At 73.0% G+C, this 21,158-nt stretch carries 9 protein-coding genes; all 9 read right to left on the bottom strand.

Annotated features, from left to right (window positions below):
* Positions 1–84 precede the first annotated feature (84 nt).
* From G5C60_RS04855 to G5C60_RS04815, 9 genes are read right to left on the bottom strand one after another with little or no spacing between them, the layout of a single operon-like run.
* On the bottom strand, positions 85–2,100 hold the full coding sequence (locus tag G5C60_RS04855; RefSeq protein ID WP_165254919.1) for a phosphopantetheine-binding protein: 2,016 nt from the start codon (positions 2,098–2,100) through the stop codon (positions 85–87).
* Complete coding sequence (locus G5C60_RS04850; protein ID WP_165254918.1) at positions 2,097–3,542, bottom strand: class I SAM-dependent methyltransferase; 1,446 nt, start codon at positions 3,540–3,542, stop codon at positions 2,097–2,099. The genes G5C60_RS04855 and G5C60_RS04850 overlap by 4 nt, the downstream gene beginning before the upstream one ends.
* Complete coding sequence (locus G5C60_RS04845; RefSeq protein WP_165254917.1) at positions 3,539–4,936, bottom strand: methyltransferase domain-containing protein; 1,398 nt, start codon at positions 4,934–4,936, stop codon at positions 3,539–3,541. Before G5C60_RS04845 ends, G5C60_RS04850 begins: the two co-directional genes overlap by 4 nt.
* Positions 4,926–6,755, bottom strand: a complete 1,830-nt coding sequence (locus G5C60_RS04840) for an ABC transporter ATP-binding protein (RefSeq protein ID WP_206439097.1) — start codon at positions 6,753–6,755, stop codon at positions 4,926–4,928. The genes G5C60_RS04845 and G5C60_RS04840 overlap by 11 nt, the downstream gene beginning before the upstream one ends.
* Entirely contained in the window at positions 6,752–7,555 is an 804-nt protein-coding gene (locus G5C60_RS04835; protein ID WP_165254916.1) for an ABC transporter permease, read from the bottom strand. The genes G5C60_RS04840 and G5C60_RS04835 overlap by 4 nt, the downstream gene beginning before the upstream one ends.
* On the bottom strand, positions 7,555–8,523 hold the full coding sequence (locus tag G5C60_RS04830) for an ABC transporter permease subunit (RefSeq protein ID WP_165254915.1): 969 nt from the start codon (positions 8,521–8,523) through the stop codon (positions 7,555–7,557). Before G5C60_RS04830 ends, G5C60_RS04835 begins: the two co-directional genes overlap by 1 nt.
* Positions 8,520–10,106 (bottom strand): ABC transporter substrate-binding protein, encoded by a 1,587-nt coding sequence (locus G5C60_RS04825; RefSeq protein WP_165254914.1) that lies wholly within the window; start codon positions 10,104–10,106, stop codon positions 8,520–8,522. The genes G5C60_RS04830 and G5C60_RS04825 overlap by 4 nt, the downstream gene beginning before the upstream one ends.
* A 58-nt stretch (positions 10,107–10,164) precedes the next feature.
* Positions 10,165–17,022 carry a type I polyketide synthase gene (locus tag G5C60_RS04820; RefSeq protein ID WP_165254913.1) on the bottom strand — a complete coding sequence of 2,286 codons (6,858 nt, stop codon included), beginning with the start codon at positions 17,020–17,022 and terminating at the stop codon, positions 10,165–10,167.
* A complete protein-coding gene (locus G5C60_RS04815; RefSeq protein ID WP_165254912.1) occupies positions 17,019–21,146 on the bottom strand; it encodes a non-ribosomal peptide synthetase in 4,128 nt (1,375 codons plus the stop codon). Before G5C60_RS04815 ends, G5C60_RS04820 begins: the two co-directional genes overlap by 4 nt.
* Positions 21,147–21,158: the final 12 nt, after the last annotated feature.

Here is a 21,158-nt window from a genome sequence, read left to right as displayed (position 1 = left end):
TCGTGCGGGCCCGCCCCTGCCCGGCTGACGCAAGGGCCGCACCCCTGTCACCCAGAATGCAGCTGCCGCCCTCGCCGCGTACGGTCATCCCGCGGCGGCCGATCCACCGTCACGTACCGCATCGGCGAGACCGGCTACCGTGGGTCGTTCCAGGAAACGGCGCGGCGTCACCCGGCCGACACCCTTGCGGGCCAGTACGCCGAGCATCCGTACCGCCAGCAGCGAATCCCCGCCCAGTGCGAAGAAGTCCGACGCTCTGTCGGTCACCGCGCACTCGAGCAACTCGGCCCACTCCGCTGCGACGGCCAGCTCCAGATCGTCGCGGGGAGGCCCGGGCTCCTCGCCGGACAGGTCCTGCGCCGACGGGACGGACAGTCGTCCGCCGGGTGCCGTGCCGGCGGTGTCCGACTGCGGTGCGTCCCATGTGCTCGGGAGTGTGACCGGGGCCGACCATGCCTCCTTCTCCACCAGGGATTCGACGGTGCTCACCACGTCCTGGAACATGCGGTCCACGTCCTCGGCGGCGAAGATCTCCTCCACCAGTGAGAAGACGACGACGAGTTCGCCGCGCAGCTCGAACAGCCGGAGTTCCAGGGCGACCTGAGGGGTCCTCAGCTGCTGGTGGTGGCTGAGCAGATCGATCCGGCCGAGCGGGCCGGCCTCATGGGGGACCTCGCTGCCCAGCGCCGCATCCACTCCGAGGGTGCTCTGGAAGACCACAGGGGCGACCGGACGGCGGGTGCCACGGCGGCGGCCCAGCTCGCGGGAAACCTCGACTCCGGAGACCAGGTGGTGCGCGAGCGCGTCCGAGACGGCCTGCTGGGCGCTGATCGCCAGATCGGAGAAGACGGGGTTCTCGGGCAGTTCGACCGGCATGAGCATGGTGGACGAGAAGGCTCCCACCAGCCGGGGCACGTCCGGGTGCAGCGGCAGCCGGTTCAGTTGCAGGGTGTTGAGCAGGAAGCGCCGGTGTCCGCAGGCGCGGGCCACGGCGGCGGAGAACACCGCGAACATCGCGGCCGACGGCGTGACACCGTGCTCGGCGCAGTGAGCGCGCAGCGCCCCCCACCGCTCGGCGTCGAGCACGGCCTGCCGCGTGCCCATCAACGTGGGGCGCACATCGGCCGGATCGGCCACCAGGGGCAGAGCCGGGGGCAGCGGGAAGTCGTCGAGGCGGTCCCACCACCAGTCGCGGTCCTGGCGCCACTCCTCCGTGTCGGGCAGGTCGCGCAGGCTCGCGACGTAGTCTCCGAAGTCGACCTCCAGCGGGGCGAGTACGGCGTTGTAGTCGGAGACGAGGGCGAACAGATCCCGGTAGAAGACTCCGGACGACCAGCCGTCGATGATCAGCAGACTGGTGGAGGAGTGCAGCCGGGCGCGGTTCCCCGGGAGCAGGGTGAGGCGCATGTCGAGTCCGCAGCCCACGGCCGGGTCGGGGCCCTCGGTGCTCATCTCCCGCCGGATCGCCGAGAGTTGGGTGGCGATCTCCTCCTCCCCCGCGGTGCTGAGATCGGTCACGCGCAGCTGCGGCATGGCGTCGGGGTCGTCGAGGGGGAGGATCCGCTGCCTGCCGTCGGGCAGGATGCGGGCCCGTAGTACGGACTGGTGTTCCGCGAGCCGCTCCAGCGCGTCCTGGAGCGCTTCGGCGATCTCTTCGTTGTCGATGTCCTCAAGGCCGATGTCCACGTAGTGGTGCGCGGAACGGTAGGACAGCTCCCAGGCGTCCTGCTGGCCGACGAAGTAGCCCTGCTGGAGCGGCAGCAGGGGGAAGGGTGCGTCCGGATCCTTTCGCCGCTCGAGGTCCAGGGACAGGCTGCGGGGCAGTCCGCCCGCGGTGCCGCGCTCGTGGAGGAGCGCCGCCAGGTGGGCTGCGGTGTGTTCGACGCGTACGTCCGACAGGGCGAGGTTCACGCCCAGCCGCTTGCGGATCAGTGCCGCCATGCGCACGGCGAGCACGGAGTCTCCGCCCAGGCTCAAGAAGCTGATGTCGGCCGGTATGGACTCGGTGTCCGTTTCCAGGACGTCGGCCCAGACACCGCGTACGGACTGCACGAGGTCGTCAAGGGCGTCAGGTGCGGGAACTGGCGGTGAGGAAGTCAACGGCTGGCTCCAGACATGGTGGTGGGCAGAACGCGGTCCACGGCGTGGACGCGTACGGGGCGGGCCGTCTCGGGCAGCTGGGCGAGCGCCCCTGCGACGCGGCCGGGGTCGGGCCTGCCCCGGCCGGGTCGGGCGCGGCCCGCGACGACGTGCTGGCCGAGGGCGGTCAGGGGGTGCCCGTCGGGCGGCAGGACCGGCAGGGGCCGGAATCCGGCGGCGTCCAGCTGCCGCGTCCACTCCCCCTCGGTGAGGAAGACCCGGTCCTGGCCGGCCCTCAGGTCGGTGAACCAGCCCTCCTCGTCCGCCTGCGGCGACATCAGCAGGTACATCGAGGTGAGTGCCTGATAGTGCTCCCGGCAGGACTCGACGAGCACCAGCAGGCCGTCCGGCACCAGCAGTTCCCGCAGGGCGGCGAGCGCACGGCCGATGTGGCGCGCGTTGTGCAGGACGTTGGCCACGAGGATCACATCGTGGGAAGCGGGGGTGAAACCCTGTGCTGTCGGGTCGCGGTTGATGTCGAACAGCGCCTGGCGCAGGCCCGGATGGGTGCCGAAGCGGGTACGCGAGGTCTGAAGGAAGAACCGGGACACATCGGTGAACAGATAGTCGACCGGAGTGGAGCCGAGGGCGCTCAGCACCGCTTCCGTGGTGCCGCCCACCCCGGCTCCCGCCTCCAGCACGCGCAGTGGCCGGCTGCCGCTTCCCTGTCCCTCTCGTCGGCGGGCTCGTCGGCGGGCCTCGTGCGCGATCAGGTCGGCGGCGGCGTGGTTGGCCCATCGGCTCGGCACGTTGTCGCGGTAGTTGCCTTCGGCCGTGTCCGTCTCGCCCTCGGGGAAGAGCACTTCCTGCAGGCTCGTGCGGTCCTGGAGCAGGAGGGGAAGCCGGTCGGCTGCGGCGAAGAAGAAGCGCGTCATGGACTCCGGGTAGCCCATGCCGCTGCGGGCCTCGTCCAGGGTGCGACGGGCACGGGCGTACTCCGCACGGCCGGGCGCGGTCAGGTCCCGGTAGTGGCCCGTCGTCGGGTCAAGAGCGAGCCGACTCTCGGCGGCCAGGGTGCGCAGCCAGCGCCGTACGATCCAGGCGTGGCGAGGCGCCGTGCCCAGCGCCGCCACGACCTCGGCAGCCGTGTGCGGCGCCGCGTCCCGGAAGAGACGGGTACGGTCCAGCACGCGGGCCATGGTCAGCAGCGCGGTCTCGTCCAACAGGCGCATCAGAGCCGGGAGTTGCGCGAGGTCGGTACCGGTCACGGCGGCGTCGCCGGAGGCGGCGGCGTCGATCACGGCCTGCTCGGCCCAGCCGGTGTCCGCGCCCCGGTCGTCTCCCCGTGCGTCGTCCACCGGACCGGCGATCAGCAGGGTGTCACCCTCGCTGCCCGGCACCCACTGCCAGGCGGCGACCTCGGGCAGTCGGGACAGGGCGTCGGCCACGTCCGCCACCCTCATCGCGTCTCTCCCGCCGACGCGTCGTCCACCACGATCTTCGGCGGTACCGTGCCGGGTGCGGTACGGCGGACATGGTCGCGCAGGACTTCCGGCAGCCGGCGCCGTACGAACGCGGGCAGCGGCTCATGGGCCAGGCGGCCGACCGGTGCCCGAACCGGGCCGTGGGAGGCAGCGGTGGCGCAGTCGGCGGGCGCGGCCACGGCGAGCATCCGGGGGTCGCCGGAGTCGAGCAGCACGGCAGCGTCCGTACCGGTCAGTGCCTGTCGCAGGTCGTACGGAGTGATGGCGTCCGGGGCTGCCGCGAGGAGGGCGTTGGGGATGCTGTGCAGGATGGTGGGCCCGGGTGCCAGCGCCGCGCGCAGAACCGTCGGCAGCTCCTGGCCCGCGAGCCCCTGCCAGGGCAGCCGACGCACATCGGACGCGTCCGGGAGGCCGGAGGCGGAGCCGACATGCAGGACGAGGTCGTAGCGGTACCGGGTGAGTTCGGTGTCCTCGGCCATCGTGCGGGCATGGACGCTCATCCGGACGGTCCGGGGCTGGGCGGCCAGGATCTCGCGTACGGCTTCGGGGGCGAACGACAGTTCCTCGTCCCCCGCCACGGCCGAGGCCACCCGCGCGGCGATGTCCGCGTCGGCCGCTTCGAGGTCGCGCGCCCTCTCCACCCGGTCGAAGTGGTCTTCGAGCAGTCCGGAGTGGCGGATGTCGCCGACGATCACCGTGCCGCCGTCCTCGACCGCGGCCAGCGCGTGATGCAGGAACGCCGTCAGGTAGACGAGGTTGGGGAAGCACTGGGTGACGGAGTTCAGCAGGACGCAGTCCGGACGTACGCCGGGGCCGAATACCTGGTCCATCGCCTGCCGGACTGCGGGCGCCTGTGCCTCGTGGGCGGCCGCGCGCACGAAGGCGGTACGGGGCAGTCCGGCGGCGTGCAGCCGGGCGACCGCCACCTCGGTCACGTCGGTGCCTACATAGCCGTCCAGTCGCGGGTGCAGCCTGTGGGCCAACAGGCCGGTACCGCAACCGAGTTCGAGCAGCCGACGGGGCCGCTGGGAGAGGACGAGGTCGACCGTGCGGTCGACCCAGTCCCGCATATGGGCGGCGGGCAGCGGCTTTCCGGTGTCGGAGGAGCGCCAGCCGGACAGGTCCAGGTCGTCGGCGTGCCGGCCCTCACCCGTCTCGTACACCCACTCGTACACCTCCGCCCAGTGCGCTAGGTGCTCGCGGACCAGGGGTCCCGGCGCGGGAAGAACGGCTGTCGCGCTCGGATGGGGGGTGACCAGCAGGACTCCGTCGGGTGCGGGGCGTGCGTCGGCCACCCAGGGGTGGTCGGCGATCAGAGCGGTGGTGTCGACTGCGTCGATGGTGGTGGTATCGGTGGTCGCTTCATCGGACAACGGGAGGCTCCGTTCGTTCAGTTCTGGGTCGCGGTTCGTTCAGTGCTGGGTCGCGCAGGCGCGGCGGGTGGGGGGCGGAAGGAACCGGAGGGCCGAGGGAATCCGGGGGAATCGCGAGGAGGCGGCCGTCCCGCAGCGCCAGCACGTCGTCCGCGCGGGCCGCCACGGCCGGGTCGTGGGTGACGGCCAGGATCGCGGTCCCTGTCTCGCGAACTCGGTCCAGCAGGTCGAGTACGGACCGGGCGGTGTCGGGGTCGAGGGAAGCGGTGGGCTCGTCGAGCAGCAGTACGTCGGGGCGCGCGGCCAGGGCCCGGGCGAGAACGGCCCTCTGGCGCTGGCCGCCGGAGAGCGTGTGCGGGCGACGTGCCGCGATACCGGGCGGCAGCCCGACGGCTGCCAGCACCGCCTGTGCCTCGGTCAGGGCGGCGGCCCGGTCCAGGCCGTGCAGCACGGTCAGCGGTCGGGCCACGGCCCGGCCCACGCGCTGGGCGGGGTTGAGTTCGTCGACGGCGCTCTGTCCGGCGAGCTGCACGGCGCGCAGCTGGTCCCGGCCGCGGTGCCGGGTGGCGGCCGGCAACGGTGTGCCGTGCAGCAGCAGCGTCCCGGCGACCGCAGGACGGCGGCCCACGAGGGCATGCAGCAACGTCGTCTTGCCGACGCCCGAGGTCCCGATCACGGCGGTCGTACTTCCTGCGGGCAGGTCGAGATCGCCGTCCTCCAGCAGCACCGCCCCATCAGGGGTGGTCAGCAGCAGGCCCCGGGCGGACAGGGCTGGACTCGGCCGGGGCACGGCGGTGGCCTGCGGCGCCGATCGCCGCTCGACACTCTCGTCCCGGGGAGGTGCCTGGGCGTGGGAGCCGTACCCGACCGGAGGCGCGGGGGCCGCCGCAGGGTGGGCGAGGTCGGCGGGTGCCGGAACGGGAAGCACACCCCCCGGTCCGGACCGATCCGCGCCCGACGGCGTGTGGGGCACCGGCTGCCGAGGCCGATCGTCGGCCGAGGGCGGACGGCGCATACCCGGCCTGGGCCGGTCGGCCTCCGGCAGCGCGCGAGGCAGCTCCACCGCCCCGGCATCGCCCAAGCCTCGGCCGGTCGCGCCGGCCCCGGGCCCCGGCACCTCGCGTTCAGCGACCGCTCCGGCCGGTGCGACGCGGATCGTGACGTCCGCCAGTTCGCCGAAGAGGCGCGCATCGTGGGTCACCAGGACCACGCAGCGGCCCGGTGAGCCGCGCCGGGCCGCGACAACTCGCCTCACCAGGGCTGCCGTTGCCGGGTCCATGGCCGATGTCGGCTCGTCGAGGACCAGGAGAGCGGGGTCCGCGACGAGCGCGCGGGCCAGCGCCACCCGTTGGGCCTGGCCACCGGAGAGTTCGCCCGCGCGGCGCGACACGAGCTCGGGCGGCAGCCCCAGGAGGTCGAGTTGCTCGGCGACGCGTGCCGCTCGGGCGTCGCGGTCGCCGGCGAGGTCCTCGCCGATCAGGCGTCCGACGCGCCACAGCGGATGCAACGCGGCGCCGGGGTCCTGGCCCAGCAGGCCGCAGCACGTACGGCGCCAAGTCCGGGCGGGGCGACCCTCCTTCAGGAGCGTGCCCGCCCAGCGCACGGTGCCGGCCGACCGGCGCAACCCAGCCGGGACGGTGCCGAGGAGAGCGTGCAGCAAAGTGGTCTTGCCTGCGCCCGAGGGCCCGGTGATGACGACGACCTGTCCGGATTCGGCCCGCAGATCGGTCGGCGGCAGGACGAGGGCACCGTCCGCCGCCCGGTGCACGGTCAGCCCGTCCACCGCGAGCAGCGGTGACTCGCACGCTGGGGCGGTCATGGGCTTCCGTCCCTTCCCGGCCCTGCCCGGTGTGCCGCGGCGGCCAGGGCCCAGGCACAGCCGGCCAGCAGCACGGCGGGCGCCAGCAGCGCCACAGGGTTGAGTGAGGCGCCCGGAAGGTTCTCGCTGAGCATCAGCGCCCAGTCGGGTTCCGGCGGCTGGGGCCCGAGCCCGAGTACGGCGAGCGCCGCGGCGATCTGCAGTGCGGTCACCAGCCGGAGCCCGGCATCGGCCGTCACCAGTCCGCGCAGTGCGGGCAGCACCTCGCGGGCGAGGACGGACGGTACGGTCTCGCCCCGTTCAAGGGCCGCGTGCACATGGCCGCTGGTGCGCAGCCGCGCCGATTCGCCGGCCACCACGCGGGCGGTGAGGGGTGTGCCGCTGAGCACGGACGCCACCACCACCGCCGTCCCGCCCGGCAGTGCGACGGCCAGCACCAGGGCAAGGACGAGCGCGGGAACCGCGAGCAGCAGGTCGCACAGCCAGGACACCGCGCGGGCGGTGCGCCCACCGGCCCACCCGGCGGCCAGGCCGAGCACAGTTCCGCAGCTCACGGCCACCACCGCGGCGAGCAGCGAGACGGTCAGCAGCTCGGTGCCCCCGTGCAGCACCCGCGACAGCACGTCGCGTCCGAGGCCGTCCGTCCCCAGGGGAGCGGCCGAGCCCGGCGGCGACCAGGGCGGGCCGATCTGTTGTTCCGGCTCGTGCGGGGCGGCGTATCGCCCCAGCAGTACCAGGAGTGCGATGGCCCCTGCGGTGACCGGGGCAGCGGCAACCAGGCCGGTCCTGAAGGAGCGCATCAGGCTCGCCCTCCGACAGCCGCCGTGACAGCAGGGCCTCTGCCGTGATCGGTGGAACCGCTCCGCCCCGAGTCGCGCACGGCCAGCCGGTCGGCGACGAGCATGCACAGCAGCAGGACGACGACCGGGGGCAGCGCGGCGGCCTGCACCAGGGGTACGTCGCGCACGGCGACCGCGGACACCAGCAGGCTGCCGGTGCCGGGGTAGCCGAACATCGTCTCCACCAGAGCCGTACCGGCCATGAGTCCGCCGGCCACCAGAGCGGTCACCCGCAGCGCCGGAACCAGCAGGAAGGGCAGGACGTGCCGGACCAGCACGAGGGCCGGCGGCACACCGCGCATGCGGGCGTCACTCACATGGGGCCGACGCAGGGTGTCGACGAGCGTTCCGCGCAGCAGCGCGGTGGCGTAGGCCGCCGAGGGCAGCGCCAGAGTGACGCCGGGCAGCACCAGCGCCTGAGGCGCGTCGAACGGCGAACCGCCGGGCGGCAGCAGGGACACGGCAGGCAGCCAGCCCAGGATCCCGGCGAAGACCGTGCCGAGGACGGCCGCGTGAACGGACTGCGGTACGGCGGCAAGGCCGGTCGCGACGGCGCCACCGCGTCCGCCGCGCAGAAACGCGACGGTCAGGGCAGCCGCCGTGAGCAACACGGTGACGGCCAGCGCGAAGACGACGAGGGCGGCGGTAGCGGGAAGCCGCTCGGCGAACACGCCGGTCACGGTGCGTCCGCTCACCAGCGACCGGCCGAGATCGCCGCGGACCGCACCGTACAGCCAGTCGAGATAGCGGACCGCGGCCGGCCGGTCAAGGCCGAGCCGGTCGCGTTCGTCCGCGATGTCCTCCTCGGACGCCCGTCCCGCGCGCCGGAGGTCGCCCGCGTCGCCGGGGAGCAGCTCGGTGGCGGTGAAGACGACAGCCGTCGCCGCCACGGTGAGCAGGACCGGCCGCAGAAACGGGCGAAGGGTCACTTCGCCATCCACACCTGGTCGATGAACATCCGCTGGAAACCGGGCCCGTCGGGCAGTCCGGCCACACCGCGGGCCGCGAGGTCCAGCCCGTCGCCGGTGCCCCACACGACGTAGCCGCCGTCCTTCCACAGGTCCCGCTGGATGCCGGCGAGCAGGGTGTTGCGCCGGTCGGCGTCGAGCGTTCCCATGGCCTGCGTGAAGCCGGCGTCGAACTTCTTGTTCTTCCAGGCGATCTCGTTGGTCGGGGAGGTGGAGAGCAGGCCGACCCGCGCCAGGTCGGGGAAGGAGATGCCGCCGTAGTAGCCGGTGTAGAACGTCTTCTTGGCGTACACGGCGGTCCAGTAGGTGTCGGCCGGTTCGACCTTGACCTCGGCCTTCACACCGATCTCGGACAGCTGCCGCGCGTACAGGGTCGCCGCGGTGTCCATGCCGGGGTAGGCGGTCGTGGTGTGCAGGGTGATGGTCAACCCGTTGGCGTGACCCGCCTGTTGGAGCAGTTCTTTGGCCTTCGCGACATCGCGGCGGCGCTGCGGCAGGTCGGCGGGGTAGGAGGGGTCGTACGGCGTGGGCAGGTCGTTGGCGATCTGCCCGTAGCCGAGGAAGACCGTGTCGACGAGGGCCTTGCGGTCCGTGGCCAGACGGAACGCCTCCCGGACCCGCGGGTCGTCGAAGGGCTTGGTGTCCATCCGCATGATGAACGGATACTCGGTGACGCCCTTGCGCCGTACGACCTGGAGGCCGCCACCGCTTCCCGCGCTCTTGACGGCGGCGGGGCTCACGCTTCCGGCGACGTCGGCCTGGCCCGAGGTGACGGCGTTGGCGCGGGCCTGGGGGTCGGCGACGGCCTGGATCTCGATACGGTCCAGATGCGGGCGCGATCCCCACCAGTCGTCGTTGCGGACCATGACGGCGGTCTGCGCCCCGGAGGTCCGCACCTTGAAGGGACCCGAGCCGGGGACCGTCTTCGAGAAGTCCTTCGTGCCCTCGGGCACGATGAAGCTGACGGATTCCAGGGCCTTGGCCGCCTGGGCCATGGGCGCGCGGGTGGCCAGGACCACGGTGTGGTCGCCGTCGGTGCTGGACGCCTTCATGTCGAAGTCGGCGAGCCGGCCGTAGTTCTCGGCCGCCTTGTCCGCGATGCGCCGCAGGGAGTACAGCACGTCGGCGGCTCGTACCGGGCGGCCGTCGGTGAACCGCGCGTCGTCCCGGAGCGTGAACGTCCAGCGGTTCATGGCCTCGTTCGGCTTCCAGGAGACGGCCAGTCGTGGCTTGGGTTCACCGTCCTTGCCGGGGACGGTCAGCACGTCGTAGGCGAGGGCGAAGCGCAGCAGGTCGGATTCGTTGCCGAGGCCGCCGTGCGGGTCGTTGCTGGCCGTGGCGGGTGAGCCGGTCACGGCGTAGCGGAGGGTTCCGCCGTCGACGGGCTTGCCCGTGGGCGCGGCCGCGTCACCGGTGTTGTCGGACGACGAGCATCCGGCCAGCAGCAGGGCCCCGACCGCGGCCACGGCGAGGACGGCGCGCCAGGTCGCAGGAATGGATTCAGGAATGGATCGGTGTGCGCGCGAGGGCGCGTTGAGTCTCATCGTTCGTTCCGTGCTTTCCGTTTGAGGAGGCGAATGTCCGACTTGGCGGCCGGCCGGCTCAGGTGTTCTGGAGCGGCCCGGCGGATACGGCGGCGAGCGCCCGGTCGGTCAGGGCGGCGATCCGGGCTGCCGCCGGCCCGGTCAGCAGGGAGTAGTGGTGTCCGTCGACGGCCACGTCGTCGACCGGGCCGGACACATGGGGCCGCCAGCCCAGGCAGTCGAGGTCGGGGGCGTCGTCGACTCCCATGCCGACTCCGGCGTTGCTCGGGGACGGCCGGGTGGCACGGAACAGCAGCAACCGGGTGTCGGGGTCGGCGAGCCGGCCCGCCTTGTGATCGCCCAGGGCACGGAGGTGGCGCTCGAAGACCCCTAGGCGTACCTCGGCGGTCTCCCGCGGCCCGACCAGGCCGGCCTCGCGCAGTCGTGCGGCCACGACAGACCGTGCATCGGAGGACGGCGTACGGAGCAGCCGTGCGGCTTCGTCCTGACCGAGGCCGAGGTCCATGTCGAGGAACGCCTCCAGCGACCGCAGATACCGCACGGCGGCGATCGCCGCGTCCCCGTCCGGTCCCGCTCCGCCGAGCGGCGTGATGCGGTCCGGCACGTTCGAGTCGATCATCAGGAGGAGATCGGTGCGCTCTCCCCGGCGTTCCAGTTCGCAGGCCATGGCATGGGCGAGGGTGCCGCCCATGGACCAGCCGCCCAGGAGGTACGGGCCGTTCGCCTGGTACGGGCGCAGGGCCGCCAGATACTGGTCGGCCATACCGGCGATGTCCTCGGCGCCCGTTCCTCCGGTAAGTGCCGGATCGGCGAGCGCCACGACGCGCCGCCCGTCCGTGAGCAGCCTGGCCAGTTGGCCGTAGCACAGCACGTCGCCGCCGGAGGGGTGGACCAGGAACAGCGGCCGGTCGGTGTTGCCGTCGCGCAGGAGCAGTGCGGTGTCGAGGTCATCAGGGCGGTTCACGACAGCGGGACCGGCCGGCTGCCGCCTCGGCGACTGCGTCGCCGCGCGACGTTCCGGGGCAGCGGACGTCTGCCGCCCGCCTGGTTCCGCGCCCGCCTGCCGCTGCGTTTCGGCTTCCCAGGCGGCCTGACCCTGCGCCAGGCCGCGTATGCGTGCGACGTACGAGGTGAACGCCCTGTCCGCCTCGTCGGCGGGCAACTCGCTCTCCAGCACGTCCCACTGGAGCAGCAGCGCGCCGTGCTGTTCGAGCACCTGATGGTCCAGCCAGGTCTGCGGTGTGCTGCTCACCCCGTACACCGGAGTCCCGGCCCAGTCCAGGTCGTGGCCACCGCCGAGCGGCCCGGACAGGCCCAGGGCGCTGGTGAACACGACAGGCACGGATTCGGTGCGCCCGGTGCGGGTGGACTTCTCGGCGAGCAACTCCAGCGCGGAGAACTCCCGGTGATCGAGATCCTCGAAGAGCGAACGCTGTGCACGGGCGGCCGCGTCGGCGAAGGACGTGTCGTTCGACCTGTCCACCGTGTGGAGCATCAGGGAGGTGAAGTCGCCGACGACCTCGTCGGCGCCGGGCAGATCGGACGGCCGGTCGAACAGAGTGAGTGTGAGGGCGAACCTGTCCTGACCCGACCAGTCGGCGAGAGCGTCCCCGTACGCGGCGAGCAGGACGGCGGTCGGTGTCAGGCCGCGCCGGGCCGCCTCGGCCTTGAGTGACGCCCAGTCGTCCGGTTCGAGCCGTGCGCTGCGGCGGCCGAAGCGGGGACGCGTATCGGCCTCCGGGGCGCGCAGCGGCAGCGCGGGCGCACCGGGCAGGCTGTCGATCCGCGCCCGCCAGTAGGCCGCGGCGCGGGCGCGTTCCGGGGAGCCGGCGCGCTGCTCCAGTGCGGCCACGCACTCGGCGAACGTCGTACGTACCGGCGGGAGCTGGACCTTGGGATCCCGGTACAGGGCGCACAGTTCACGGTCCCAGATCAGGTAACTGGCGGTGTCGCACACGAGGACGTCCACGTTGACGAACAGGCGCACCACGTCGCCGGGCAGGCGGGCCGCCCTGATGTCGACCAGGGGCCAGCGCCCGGGACGCGGCTCCCGGCGGACGAGGCGGGTACGGATCTGTTCGAGCTTGTGTGCGCGCTCCTCCTCGCCCAGCGCGCTCAGGTCCTGGACGCGGATGCGGTAGCGGGGCACCCGGTCCAGTACCCGGTTGCGTCCCTCGGGGGAGATGACCGCGCGGAGCATCGGATGGCGCTCGATCACACGGTTCCACGCCTCCTCGTAGCGCGCCGTGTCCAGGCCGGGACAGTCGTACTCCAGGTGGAAGGAGCAGGGCACGTCTCCGAGCCGGTACCCTCCCGAGCCGCCGACCCAGTAGGCGTGCTGTACGCGGGTGAGCGGGAACTCGCCTGCGGCACCGGTCGGTTGCTCCGGCGCGGCGCGAGTCTCGGCCTCCGGTGGTACGGCCGACAGCGCGTCGTCAGCTCCAGGGGCCGCCGCTCCGCCGGACGCGGGTATCAGGGGCGCGAGTGCCGCGATCGTGGGCCGCGTCAGAAGGTCCTGCAGACGTAGTCCGGCTCCCCGTTCGTCGCGCAGCCTGGCCAGCATGCGGGTGGCCAGCAGGGAATGACCGCCGAGGGCGAAGAAGTCGGCGTCGCGGTCGGTCACGGGGAAGCCGAGCAGCTCGGACCACAGGGCGGCGAGCACTTCCTCGGCCGCGCCCCGGGGCGCGGATCCTCCCTGCTGTGTGGTGCCGCCCGGCGACTCCCGGCCCGAAGCGATGGCCGCGACGGTCGGGACGCCCGCGGTACGGCCGGCCAGATCCGCCGGAGAGACCGCCAGGGACGCGGGCGCGCGGCCTTCCCCGGCGAGACCGAGCAGCCGGTCCACGGAGCGCATTCCGTCCCGCAGGCCGATCGAGTGGCGTGAGGCGACGACCCGTTCGGTGCCGCCGGGGCCGATGCGCCAGCCGTCCCAGGCCACGCTGATCCACCGCTCGCCGGAGTCGTTCCGTTCGGCGTCCTCCCGTTCGGCCAAGGCATCGAGAAAGCGGTTGGCCGCGGCGTACGGGGCCAGCCCCAGGCCGCCGACGAAGGTGGTGGCCGACGACATCAGCAGGACGTTCGCGGGGCGCAGGTCGTCCGGCAGCCCGCGCACGGCGGACCGGAGCGCCATCGCCGCCGACACCTTCGCCCGGGCGTGCGCTCGTACGGTCTCCTCCTCGACGGCGCGCAACGGGGCCACCGCGGCCGAGGCCACGACACCGGCAGCGTGCACCACCAGGTCGAGCGGGCCGTACTGCTGTGACACGGTCCGCAGAAGGGCGGCCGTGGCATCGGGGTCCGCCGCGTCGACGGCCCGTACGTCCAGTTCGACGCCGTCCTCCCGCAGCCGTCGTACGGCCTCGGCCCGCTCGGCCTGCGGGGTGCCCGGCGCCGGGTCGGAGGGCAGTCCGTCGCGGCCGGTGACCACGACCCGCCGGCCGCTGCGTGCGAGATGGGCGGAGAGGGCCATGCCGACATCGCCGAGTCCGCCGATCACGACGGCGGTTCCGCCGTCCCGCGCCTGCTCGGATGCCGTGGGGTGCCAAGGCGTGACACCGCGGACCCAGCGGTGTCCGCCGCGGTACGCGGCTTCCACACCACTCGGCTCACCGTGAGCGAGGGCACCCGCCTCCGCGCACACCCTCCGTACGTCCTCGCCGCGTACCGGTCCGGCGGGGAGGTCGAGGGTACGCCAGCGCAGTCCTGGAAACTCCTGGGCGAGGACGCGGGGCACGGCCAGCGATGCGGCGCCCTCCGGTATCGGGCGGTCGCCGCTCTCCACGTGGTGCGCGCCGACACTGACATGGAGCAGGCACGCGCTGCCGGCCCAGGGGGCGGCGGTCCGGGCGAGCCGCGCGTACCGCAGCACCGATTCGGTGACCCGGTCGGCGGATGCCTCCTGGGCCCGGACGCCCGAGTCGTCCTCGCCATACGTGTCGTCCTCGCCATGCGTGTCGACCATGACCAGGCCCGCACAGGGCAGCGACGGTTCGGCGGCTGCCTGCGCGAGGGTGACGGTCCGGGCCCCGGCGGCCGCGAGTTGCTCACGGACCTCGCTCAGCAGCGGGGAGTCCGGGTCGCCTTCGACGAGCCAGCGGCCCTCCAGTCGCGGTGATACGTCGACGGGTGGCGTCCGGTGCCACACCGGCACCTGGAAGGGCTCCTCTTCGTCGGGCTCGGCAGCGGTCGCGTACGGCACGGGCGAGTGGCCGGGCCGTACGTCGTCGGGCTCGTCGATCCACAGGCGCCGCCGGTCGAAGGGCAGACCGGGCAGGGCGATCCGGCGCCGACCGGGCCGGTGCAGGGCTTCGGGATCGAGCCGGACGCCGTGGGTCCACAGTTCGCCCGCGGCCGTGAGCAGGGCGGCACGTGCTCCGCGGCGCTCGTCGCGCCCCGGCACGGTGGGCAGAGTGGCGACGACGTTCGCCGTCCCGTGCCGGCGGACGAGCTGCAACAGGCCGCTGCCGGGCCCCACTTGGACCACGATCGCCGGTCCGGTGCCGAGCGCGGTGGTCAGGGCGTCGGAGAACCTGACGACGGACCGCAGATGGGGCACCCAGTGCTCGGCCCCGGGCGGGGTCAGCAGCAGCTGTCCGGTGAGCGTCGTGGCGAGCGGCACGGCCGGGACGCCGGGTACGGTCGCCTCGGCGGCGGCGCGCAGCGCCGGCAGCACCGGGTCGACCAGCCGCGAGTGGGCGGCCGCGTCCAGGTGGAGCCGTGTGGTGTGGATGCTGTCGGCCGCGAGTCGGCGCTCGAGAACGGTCACCGCGTCGACGGGTCCGGACACCACGCAGGAGCGTGGCGCGTTCACGGCGGCCAGGTCCAGGTCCGGATGGTCGCCCAGCAGCTTCACGACCTGGTCCTCGGGCAGCGCGACGGTCAGCATCGCGCCGCCGCCCGCGGTGCGGGACATGCCTCGGGAGCGTACGTCGACCAGGGCGACGGCATCCGCGAGCCTGAGCGCTCCGGCCGCGACGGCGGCGGCGTACTCGCCGAGGCTGTGGCCGATGAGCGCGTCCGCCTCGATGCCCCAGGAGCGCAGGGTGCGCGCCGTGGCGAGCGAAACGGTGAACAGCGCCGGGAGCCCGTGCACGGGATCCCGCAGCAGCCTGACGGCCTCCTCGTCCGTGGGCGCCGCGGCCAGGAGCGGGACGAGTCCGGAGCCGGTGCCGTCGCCACGCCCGGCGAAGAGCGCGGCACACTCCTCGACCGTGCGGGCGAACTCCGGCTCCTCGGTGAGGAGTTCACGCCCCATGCCCGGGTACTGGGCACCGCCGCCGGGGAAGGCGAAGACGATCCTCGGCCTCGTGGGCGGGACGGCGCGCCGGAGTGCGGAGGTGAGGACGCGGTGCGTGTCGCCGGGTGGGTCACCGAGTACCGCGGCGGCCCGGTGGGCGTGTTCACCGCGGCCGGTGTGCAGGGTGTACGCGGTGTCGGCCGGGTCGGTGTCCGGCTGGTCCAAGGCGGTGGCCGTGGCGTCGGCCAGGCGTTCCAGAGCGTCGTCGCGATGCGCGGACAGCAGGACCAGCTGGGGGCGGCCGTCCGCTGGGGCCATGGCGCGCTGCGGCGAACTGCCCAGCACCACATGGCAGTTGGTGCCGCCGATACCGAAGGAGCTGACGCCCGCGTAGCGCGGCCCGGCCCATGGGTCGGCTCGATGCGGCACGGTGAACGGGGAGTCCTCCAGCTCCAGATCGGGGTTCAGGGGCAGGGCACCGAGGGAGGGCGGAAGCACACTGTGGTGCAGTGCGAGCACGGTCTTGGCGAATCCGGCGATGCCGGCCGCCGAGTTGGCGTGCCCGATGTTGCTCTTGACGGAGCCGAGGGCGCACCACGCGGGGCCACTCTCGCCGAAGACCTTCTTCAGGGCCGCGAGTTCGACCACGTCGCCGAGTCGGGTGGCGGTTCCGTGGGCCTCGACGTAACTGATCATCCTCGGTGTGACGCCGGCGAGGGCGAGGGCCTCGGTGATCGCGCGTGCCTGTCCGCGCGGGGACGGCGCCGTGAAACCGGTGCGGTCCCCACCGTCGTTGTTCACCGCGGATCCGTGCAGGACGGCGAGGACGGGGTCGCCGTCGGCGAGGGCGTCCGCGAGGCGGCGCAGTACGGCGACGCCCACGCCCTGGCTGTGCACGATGCCGGTGCCCTCCGCGGAGAACGGGCGAACCCGCCCGTCGACGGAGAAGATGCCGTCGGGCACATGGAGGTAGCCCCTGCCCTGCGGAACGATCAGCGAGGAGCCGCCGGCCAGGGCGGTGTCGCACTCCCCCGCCAGCAGGGACTGCGCCGCCAGATGGACCGCCACGAGGGAGGTGGAGCAGGCGGTGCCGACCGAGATCGCCGGTCCGGTGAGGGCCAGCCGGTGGGCGACGTGCAGCGGCAGGTAGTCGCCGACGCCCGAGATCGCCGCCTGGAGACTGCCCACCGGGTCGGCGGCGGAGTCGGCGTAGCGGCGGGCGAGGTGACGTGTCAGGTAGTCGCTGTGGGCGGCACCGGCGAAGACTCCCACGGCACCTGCCCCCACGCCCGATCCGTGCCCGGCCCTTTCCAGGGCCCGCCAGCACGCCTCCAGGAACAGCCTCTGCTGAGGGTCCATCAGGGCGGCCTCGGCATCGGTCAACCCGAACGGCTCCGGGTCGAACAGGTCCTGGCCGTCGATCAGTCCGCTGACCGGCACATGGGCCGGATTGCGCCGCAGCCGGGCCGGCAGACCGCTCTCGGCGAGTTCCCGCTCGGTCTGCCGGGTCAGCCCGCTGCGTCCCGCCGCGAGCAGGTCCCAGAAGGACTCGGTGTCCGGGGCACCAGGGAAACGGCAGTCGAGGGCGGTGACGGCGATCAGTTCGTCGTCTCCCCGGTCCACCGCCCGCGACGGGTCGCTCTGTTCGGACGGACAGCTCGGTTCAGGGGACTGGGTCATCCGGCGGTCTCCCGGGCAAGGGCACGCGCGGCGACCCGCGAGGCCCGGCGTGTCTGGGGTACGAGGTCGGCGGTACCGGCCTCCGAGGGCGCCGTGTGGCGCGGGCGGCCTCCGGTCGGCGGCGCAGCGGTGCCGGGCTGTGGATCAGGCGTCTTGCGGTGCAGTTCACTGATCCGGGCGGCGAGCGAGCCGACGCCTGCGTGCGCGAACATGTCGGCCAGCGCCAGGCTCGGGGCGATGCCCTGGCAGAGCCGGCGATGCGCCAGGACCAGGGTGAGCGAGGTCGCGCCCAGGGCGGCGAAGGTGCTGTCGGCCTGGACCGGGCTTCCCGTGAGATCCGCGAAGACGGACGTGACTTCGTCGAGCACGGCCCGGTCCCGCACCGGGTCGGCATGATGCGCGACAGGCGGGACAGAGACGGTTGCGTCCCGCACGGGGTCGACAGGGGCGATGGAGGCCGCGGCGTTCCGCACGGGGTCGGTCAGGGCGATAGAAGCCGTGGCGCCCGGAGCAGGAACCGGTCCGCCGACTGCCGTGCCCGGAGCAGTCGGCCGATGGACGATCTCGGCCAGTCCCCCGGCGGCGAGCCGTGGCTCGACACGGGACGACCCGGCAAGTCGCTGCACGCGCCGCAGCCAGTGCGCGGTCGCCTCCAGCGCCTGGTCAGGGGGAAGCAGGCCGGGCCTGAGGACGATCGCGGCCTCGAGCCCGAGCGCGGCGGCCTCGTCGAGCGCTGCGGCGGCCCACCCCGTACCGGTCTCGTCCGACGGCATGTCCGGCGCGGACTTCGGCTCGGCGGCGACCACGGGTTCCCCAGGCTCGGAGGCCTCGGACCGGCCGTCGCTCACGACCCCCTGCTCCCGGTACGGGCTGGTGAGGGCCGCATGGTCGATCTTGCCGTTGGCGGTGACCGGCAGCTGGTCCAGGACGACGAACCGGCTGGGAATCATGTACTCGGGCAGCCGTTCACGCAGCGCGGCGGCCAGTTCTTCCGGAGACGGAACCTGGGCGGTTCCCTTCGGTGACAGATGGGCGACGAGCCGCGGCCGCCCATCAGGGCCGCGCACCGACGAGGCGACACACTGCCGCACGCCGGGATGCCGGCCCAGCACCGACTCGATCTCACCCAGTTCGATGCGATGCCCCCGGATCTTCACCTGCCGGTCGGCGCGGCCGAGGAACTCGATGGTCCCGTCGACCGTCCACCTGCCCAGGTCACCGGTGCGATAGAGACGCTGCCCGAGGACCGGATGGATCGCGAAGCGTTCGGCGGTCTGGACGGGATCACCGATGTAGCCGCGGGCCAGCCCGTCACCGCCGATGAACAGCTCACCGGCCTCACCGACCGGGCACGGCGCACCCTGCTCGTCCAGTACGTGAAAGGACTGGCCGCGCAGGGCCCGGCCGTACGGAATGCTGTGCCAGCCCGGATCGGTGCGCTCGACGGGGTAGGTGATGGACCAGATCGACGCCTCGGTGGCGCCACCCAGGCTCATGAACTCGGCCTGCGGGGCGAGCCTGCGCAGCCGCTCGGGCAGGGTCAGGGGGATCCAGTCGCCGGACAGCATCACCAGGCGCAGGGTGCGCAGGGCCTCGGCGGCTGCTTCCGGTTCCATCTCCGCGTACTCGACCAGCATCTCCAGCAGAGCGGGGGCGGTGTTCCACACGGTGACGCCATGACGCCCGGCCAGTTCCAGCCAGTGCTGCGGGTCTCGCTGCCGGGCGGGGTCGGGGAGGACCAAGGAGCCGCCCGCGCCCAGGACGCCGTAGATGTCGAAGACCGAGAGGTCGAAACTGAGGGCGGACAGGGCGAGTACGCGGTCGTCGGCGCCGATGCCGAAGCGATCCACGATGTCGTCGATGGTGGTACGGGCCGCGCGGTGCTGGATCTCGACGCCCTTCGGGCTGCCCGTGGAGCCGGAGGTGAAGATCGTGTAGGCGAGGTCGTCCGGGCTCGGCGTCTTGGAGGCGACGAGGTCGTCGGAGACGGCACGGCCTGCGGGCTTCCCCGCGGCGGTCAGCCGGTGCACGGTGACACCCGGCGGCCAGGCGATCTTCACCCCACGGCCGACCAGCGCGTGCCGGACACCGGCCCGTTCGCAGACGGCGGCGACCCGGGCGTCGGGCCAGGAGGGCTCAATGGGCAGGTAGCCCGCCCCGGCGGCGCTGACCCCGAGGACAGCGGTGACCTGCGCGACACCCTTCTCGCAGGCCACGGCCACGAGATCACCGGGCCCGGCCTGATGAGCGGTCAGCAGCGCGGCCGTGGCGGCGGCGTTCTCCGCGAGCCTGCCATGCGTGACAGCACCGGATGCCCCGTGCAGAGCGGGCCGCTGCGGGTACCGTCGGGCGGCTTCCTGCACCGGCGAGTGCAACAGAGGGCCCGCGTCGGGGAAGGGCGCGACGTCGAGGGGCTCCTCCGGGCGGAAGGTCGGGTCCCAGCCCAGTGCGGGATCGCGCCACGCGGCGCTTTCCGCCAGTCTGCGCAGCAGCCGGACATGGGCGTCGAGCAGGGCCTGTACGTACCCGTCGGGGAAGGCTCCCTCGACTGAATCCCAGGCGAGCCGGAGCCGGCCGCCCTCGTCCCACACGATGTGGTCCAGCAGGACTTGAGGGGTCTGGGAGATGCCGTAGACCTCCTCGCCGATCCACGCGGCGGGCGGCTCGTTCTCACCGCCGAGACCCACCCCACTGGTGAACACCACCGGGTAACGGGGAGCGGGAGCGGCGGGGTCGGAGCCCGGTCCGGGTACGAGGTCCCTGAGCACCTCCACTCCGGAGACGGATCGGTGGTCCAGGTCCTCCCAGAAACATCGGTTGACCTCCGCGGCGTACCCCGCGAACCCTTCCCAGCGGCCGGGCGTGAAGGGAGGTGTGCCGACGAGGGCGGTGGTGGTGAAGTCACCCACCGCATCGGCTGCCTCACCCGATGTCTCGGGCCGGTCGAACAGGGTGGTGTTGAGGCATATACGGTCACCGGCTCCCCAGCGGCCCAGCAGGGCGGCGAAGGCGGCGAGCAGGGTGGCGGTCGGCGTGACACCGAATTCCGCGCTGCGGGCACGGACGGCGGCCCATGTCGGCGCGTCGAGGGTTGCGGCATTCCGGACGAACCGGGGAGGCGTCGTGTCCTCCGCATCGCGCAGCACAGGAAGTCGCGGCGCGTCGGGGAGTCGGGGAGCGCGCTCTGACCAGTAGGCACGGTCGCGTGTCCGCCGTGCGGCCCACTCCGGATCGGTCGTACGGGCCCGCTGCATGCGGGCGAAGTCCGTTTCCGGAACCGGGAGTTGTGCGGTGGGATCGATGACGAGCCGACCCCACTGGCGCATCAGGAGCATCCAGCCGGCGAGATCGGTGATGAGCACGTCCACGCCGACATGGAGCCGTGTCCTGCCGTCCGGCAGCAGCGCCGCGTGGATGTCGAAGAGCGGCCAGGTGCCGGTCGGCCTCACCTGATGGGAGCGCTCGTGGCGAAGGCGGGACAGCGCGAGGTGGGCGTCCTCCGGGGAGGCGTCCCGCAGGTCGGTGGTGCCGATCCGGTAGGGCCCGACGTCGGCGAGGATGCGCTGCCTGCCGCGTTCGTCCACGGTCATACGGAGCATCGGGTGGTGCTCGATCAGCCGGTTCCAGGCTGCTTCCAGGCGCCCGAGATCCGAGAGGGGGTCCTCGGCGACGCGGTCGTACTCGTAGTAGTAGAAGGTGGCCACCCCGCCGAGGGGCAGCCCCTCCTGCCGGCCGACGAAGTAGGACGCCTGAATGGGCGTCAGGGGGAAGGGCCCGCCGTCGACCTGCGGAATCCCGTCGGAGGCATCGGCCTGCGTGTCGCACCGCGCCGCTCGCTCCTCCTGTCTCCCGGCCTGTTCTTGAGCAGGCGCCTCCTCCACCTCGGCGGCGAGCCGGTTCGCGATGTCCTGAGCCGTGGCGCCGTCGAGGAAGGTCGTGAGGGGAAGATCGGCATCGGTGCGCTCGCGGATCCGGCGCCGCAGCCGCACAGCGGTGAACGACTCAAGGCCCAGAGCCGACAAGGGCGTGTCCGGCGTGATCAAGTCGCTCTGCATGCCGAGGACTTCGCCGATACATTCGATGGTGCTTGCGAGGACGTCTTCGGCAGGGACGAGCTGACTCATCCGGCCTCCGCT

This window comes from Streptomyces scabichelini, from assembly GCF_011045015.1.
Taxonomy (GTDB): domain Bacteria; phylum Actinomycetota; class Actinomycetes; order Streptomycetales; family Streptomycetaceae; genus Streptomyces; species Streptomyces scabichelini.
The sequence above is the reverse complement of the archived record's forward strand: the minus strand, read 5'-3'. Positions and strand labels throughout refer to the sequence as shown.